The 5,217-nt window shown below is 61.6% G+C and carries 5 protein-coding genes; 4 read left to right on the forward strand and 1 reads right to left on the reverse strand.

Translation table 11 applies throughout. The features are described from left to right. Nucleotides 1-154: 154 nt before the first annotated feature. Complete coding sequence (locus ABW043_RS08590; RefSeq protein ID WP_353920802.1) at nt 155-838, reverse strand: TetR/AcrR family transcriptional regulator; 684 nt, start codon at nt 836-838, stop codon at nt 155-157. Nucleotides 839-1,170: 332 nt separating this feature from the next. Here ABW043_RS08590 and ABW043_RS08595 point away from each other — a divergent pair, with 332 nt between their 5' ends. The 4 genes from ABW043_RS08595 to ABW043_RS08610 all read left to right on the forward strand — a co-directional run bounded on the left by ABW043_RS08595 (nt 1,171) and on the right by ABW043_RS08610 (nt 5,183). Next, nucleotides 1,171-2,322: a Gfo/Idh/MocA family protein gene (locus ABW043_RS08595; RefSeq protein WP_353920803.1), complete on the forward strand. Its 1,152-nt coding sequence runs from the start codon at nt 1,171-1,173 to the stop codon at nt 2,320-2,322. A gap of 86 nt (nt 2,323-2,408) precedes the next feature. Further along, nucleotides 2,409-3,578 (forward strand): dihydrodipicolinate synthase family protein, encoded by a 1,170-nt coding sequence (locus tag ABW043_RS08600; protein ID WP_353920804.1) that lies wholly within the window; start codon nt 2,409-2,411, stop codon nt 3,576-3,578. Then, nucleotides 3,575-4,399, forward strand: coding sequence for a sugar phosphate isomerase/epimerase family protein (locus ABW043_RS08605; RefSeq protein WP_353920805.1), 825 nt, complete (start codon nt 3,575-3,577; stop codon nt 4,397-4,399). The genes ABW043_RS08600 and ABW043_RS08605 overlap by 4 nt, the downstream gene beginning before the upstream one ends. Nucleotides 4,400-4,544: 145 nt before the next feature. Continuing rightward, nucleotides 4,545-5,183 (forward strand): glutathione S-transferase family protein, encoded by a 639-nt coding sequence (locus ABW043_RS08610; protein WP_353920806.1) that lies wholly within the window; start codon nt 4,545-4,547, stop codon nt 5,181-5,183. Nucleotides 5,184-5,217 lie beyond the last annotated feature (34 nt).

The following is a 5,217-nucleotide window of genomic DNA, read 5'->3' on the forward strand; positions in this document are numbered from 1 at the left end:
GTCGTCCACCTCTGGCGGACGACATGACCAAATCTTTCCGCTGTCGTCATTGCCGGGCCTGTCCCGGCAATCCATCTCGCCTCCGTATGGACCACCGGGACAAGCCCGGTGGTGACGATGACGGATAAATCAGGAAATCAAATACGCGACGGGATCAAGCCCCCGGCTTCGTCTTCAGATAATCCAGCACCATCTGCACGGCGTGGGCCTCGCGCTCCTGCACCATGGCGACGCTACTGAGGTCGCGCTCGAAGATCACGGACAGCGTGGCGGTGTTCGACACGTAGAAAAAGCCGAGTGCGGCGACGGAAATGTAGAGCTGCACGGGATCGACGTCGCGGCGGAAGGTGTTCGCCTCGTTACCCCTGGCGATGATCTCGGCGATCTGACCCACGAGCGGGGAATGCAGCGCCTTGATGTCTGGCAGGGTTTTGAGGAACCGGGCATTTTCGATGTTTTCCGTGCCGAGAAGGCGTGGAAACCAGGGGTTGGCGAGGAAGTGCCGGAAGGTGAAGCGCACCAGGCGGTCCATGGCCTGGGTCGGGTCATACTGATCAAGGCTGAGCGCGCGTTCGCCCTTGCGGATCTCCTGATAGGCATCGAGCAGCACGGCCCGATAGAGATCTTCCTTGTTGCCGAAGTAATGGTAGAGCAGGCGCTTGTTGGCGCCGGCGCGCTCGGCAATGGCATCGACGCGGGCGCCTTCAAAACCGCGATCGGCGAACTCGACGCGGGCGGCCGCGAGAATGGACGCCTTGGTCTTTACCGAATTGCGCGTGCGCTTGGGTGCGGTTGGTTCGCCCTGGGATTCGCTCGCGGTTGAAATTGCGTCTGACACGTCTGTACCGCCGATTGATTTCTACTGGGCGCGGGAAGTCGGCTTGGGCAATAGCAGCACGATTCCGGGCGGTAAAGCAGCGCCGCAAAGGCGCACGACCGCAAGGCTCCGCCGCATGGCCGGACTTCCCCCCAAATTTCCTCCTCGGCCGCTTCGGGCCATTGCCTGAAGTCTGGGCGGCACCCCGGTCCCTGTCAAGTACAAGTAACCGTTTGGTGCCTCTGCGCGACGCGTGATTGCATTTTTGCAGCACGATCGCGCTTGACGCTGCCACGGCGCTGGCTATAGTTAAGTAACTAAGCAGTTACACCGCAAAGCGGTCGGAGGAGCGAATGGCGGAAAAGCGTATCGGCATCATCATGCATGGCGTCACGGGGCGCATGGGCTACAACCAGCATCTGGTGCGATCCATCCTGGCGATCCGGGATCAGGGCGGCATTGCGCTTGCCAATGGCGATCGTCTCGTTGTCGATCCGATCATCGTTGGTCGCGACGCCGACAAGATCGAGCGCCTCGCCAAGAAGCACAACATCGCCCGCTGGGGCAGCGATCTCGACGCCGCGCTCGCCAATCCCGATGACACGATTTTCTTTGATGCCGGCACGACGCTGATGCGCGCCGGCCTGCTCGAACGCGCTCTCGCGGCCGGCAAGCACGTCTATTGCGAAAAGCCGACTTCGGATGATCTCGAAGTTGCGGTGAACCTCGCCAAGACCGCCCGCGCTTCGGGGCTGAAGCATGGCGTGGTGCAGGACAAGCTGTTCCTGCCCGGCCTGATGAAGATCAAGATGCTCAAGGACTCCGGCTTTTTCGGCGACATCCTCTCGGTGCGCGGCGAATTCGGCTATTGGGTGTTTGAAGGCGACTGGCAGAAGGCGCAGCGCCCGAGCTGGAACTATCGCAAGAACGATGGCGGCGGCATCATCCTCGATATGCTCTGCCACTGGCGCTATGTGCTCGACAATCTCTTCGGCGAAGTGAAGGCCGTCTCCTGCCTCGGCGCGACGCACATTCCCGAACGCGTCGACGAAAACGGCAAGCGCTTCAAGTGTGATACGGATGACGCGGCCTATGCGACCTTCGAGCTTGAAGGCGGCGTCGTGGCCCAGATCAATTCGAGCTGGACCACCCGCGTGCGTCGCGACGATCTCGTGACCTTCCATGTCGATGGCACCAAGGGCTCGGCAGTTGCTGGCCTCCACAAGTGCTGGACCCAGCATCGCGTCAATACGCCCAAACCCGTGTGGAACCCCGACCAGCCGCAGACCATGAACTTCTTCAACGATTGGGAAGAGGTTCCGGACAACTGGCCGGCCGACAACGGTTTTAAGGTGCAGTGGGAAATGTTCCTCCGCCACGTCGCCGAAGACGCGCCATGGGAATATGGCCTCGAAGCCGGCGCCAAGGGCGTGCAGCTTGCCGAACTTGGTCTCAAGAGCTGGGCCGAGCGCCGCTGGCTCGATGTGCCGAAGCTGGAATTCTGATCTCCTGAACTAGCGATCCACCGGATGTCACCCCGCCCAGGCGAGGGTGACATCCGAGTTTGTGAAGGCCTTGAGGGGAAATACCCATGCCGACCATCAACCTGCCCAATCCCGACCGCTCGATAACGCCCTATACGCTGACGGGCGATCCGATCCCCTTCGTCAAATTCAAGTCGACGGATTTCTCCCGCATCGCCTATGCGGCGGCCCATGTCGTTGCCGATCCGCTGGCGGTGAATGATCCGTGGCTGACCCCGGCGATCGATTGGGACACGACCCTGAAATTCCGCCATCGTCTCTGGGATCTCGGACTTGGCGTTGCCGAAGCGATGGATACGGCCCAGCGCGGCATGGGGCTGAGCTGGACGGAAGCCAAGGAGCTGATCCGTCGCGCCCAGGCCGAAGCGCGGACGCGGGACGATGCGCTCATCGCCTATGGCGCCGGTACCGATCACCTCGCGCCCGGTCCCGATGTCACCATCGACGATATTATCCGCGCCTATGACGAGCAGGTGGGCTTTGTCGAGGGCGAAGGCGGTCGCGTTATCCTGATGGCGAGCCGCGCGCTGGCGGCGGCGGCCAAGTCGCCGGACGACTATGCCCGCGTCTATGGGCATGTGCTGTCCAATGTGAAGCAGCCGGTGATCATGCATTGGCTGGGCGAAATGTTCGACCCGGCGCTGCAGGGCTATTGGGGCAATATCGACCACGACGCCGCCATGGATGTCTGCCTCGACGTCATCGCCGCCAATGCCGACAAGGTCGACGGCATCAAGATTTCCCTGCTCTCGGCCGAGAAGGAAATCGCCATGCGTCGTCGTCTGCCGGCATCGGTGAAGATGTATACCGGCGACGACTTTAATTACGCAGAGCTGATTGCCGGCGATGATCAGGGCTATTCGCATGCCCTGCTCGGCATTTTCGATGCCATCGCGCCAGCCGCCTCGGCTGGCCTTGCGGCCTTGGGTCGTGGCAATACCAACGAGTTCTTCGATATTCTCGAACCGACAGTGCCGCTGAGCCGCCATATCTTTGCGGCGCCGACGCGGTTCTACAAGACGGGTGTCGTGTTCCTCGCCTATCTCAATGGGCTGCAGGATCATTTCCAGATGATCGGGGGCCAGCAGTCGACCCGTTCCGTGCAGCATCTCAGCGAGCTTTTCCGTCTCGCCGACAAGGCCCGCGTTCTCGCCGATCCTGAGCTCGCCACGGCACGGATGAAGGCTGTGCTGCAGGTAAACGGAGTGAAGGCATGACCGATCGAGGCATTTCGCTCAATCTTGCGACCACGCGCCAGCAATGGGGTTTTGCCGAAGCGGTGGACGGGTGCCTGCGCGCAGGGATCACCGCCATTTCGCCCTGGCGCGACCAGATCGCGGCCATTGGCCTCGATGAGGCGGCGCGCATCGTCAAAACAAACAAGCTGCAGGTAACAGGCGTCTGCCGTGGCGGCATGTTCCCGGCGGAAACGGCCGAGGGGCGTCAGAAACAGATCGATGACAATCTGCGTGCCATCGACGAGGCCGCCGCGCTCAACGCCGATTGTCTCGTGCTGGTGGTTGGTGGCCTGCCCGGTTCATCAAAGGACCTGCCGGCTGCCCGGCAGATGGTCACCGATGGTATCGCCGCCATGCTGCCCCATGCCAAGGCCTCGGGGGTAAAGATCGCCATCGAGCCGCTGCACCCGATGTATGCGGCGGATCGGGCCTGCGTGAACACGATCGATCAGGCCCTCGATATCTGCGAGACCCTGGGCGAAACGGTCGGCGTTGCCATCGACGTCTACCACGTCTGGTGGGACCCCAATCTGGCGCAGGCCATTGCGCGCGCCGGTCGCATGAAGCGCATCTTTGCCCATCACATCTGCGACTGGCTGGTGCCGACCAAGGACATGCTGCTCGACCGCGGCATGATGGGCGATGGGGTAATCGACCTGCCTGCCATTCGGAAAATGATCGAGGACGCGGGCTTTTTCGGGCCGCAGGAAGTCGAAATTTTCTCGCAGGACAATTGGTGGAAACGCCCCGGCGACGAAGTGCTGGCGGTCATCAAGGAACGGGTCGCCACGGTCTGCTGACGGCGGCTCATAAGCAAAAATCCGGAATGGCCCTCATCTCGGGGGCCATTCTTGTTTCTGGTTCCGGAACCGCGACGCCTCCCAAAGCCTTCCGCATGGAATGGAAAATCGGCCCGGGTTATGAACGGGCAGCGGGAGGACGCCTATGACCGAGCCACTGACGATCTGGACCTATGACTGGGTGCCTGGGGGCAAGTCGGGGCCCCGTGGCCATGTTCGGGACATCAGGCTGCGTTGGGCCTGCGAAGAGGCGGGTCTCGCCTATGCGGTCAAATCTGTGCCATTCGAAAATCGCGGTCCCGAGCATTTCGCGCGCCAGCCCTTTGGGCAGGTTCCTTTTCTGACGGATGGCGACATAACGCTGTTTGAAAGCGGCGCCTGCCTGCTGCATCTGGCCAAGAAGAGCGAAAAACTCATGCCACGCGACGCCAGGGGCGAGGCGGAGGTTTTGGAATGGACGATTGCCGGGCTCAATTCCATGGAAATGGTCACGGTGTCCTGGTGGTTCGTCAGCCTGTCCGAAGGTGCGGATAATCCGCTCAAGGACTGGATGCTGCAGCGGCTAAAGCATCTCAATGCGGTGCTTTCGGAGCACGAATGGCTGGCGGTAGGACGCTTTACCGTGGCTGACCTGCTGATGGCCGATGTGCTGCGCGTGCCGAAACTGCGGGCGACCAATCCCCATCCAGCGCTGGAGGCCTATATCGAGCGCGTTTGCGCCCGTCCCGCTTTCCAACGCGCCTTTGACGGCCAGATGGCCCATTTTGCCTTGGGCGATGCCTGAAAATACAAAAGGCCGCGCACCAGGAGGGCTCCGG

Origin of the sequence: Devosia sp., assembly GCF_040509215.1 — a bacterium.
Lineage (GTDB): Bacteria > Pseudomonadota > Alphaproteobacteria > Rhizobiales > Devosiaceae > Devosia.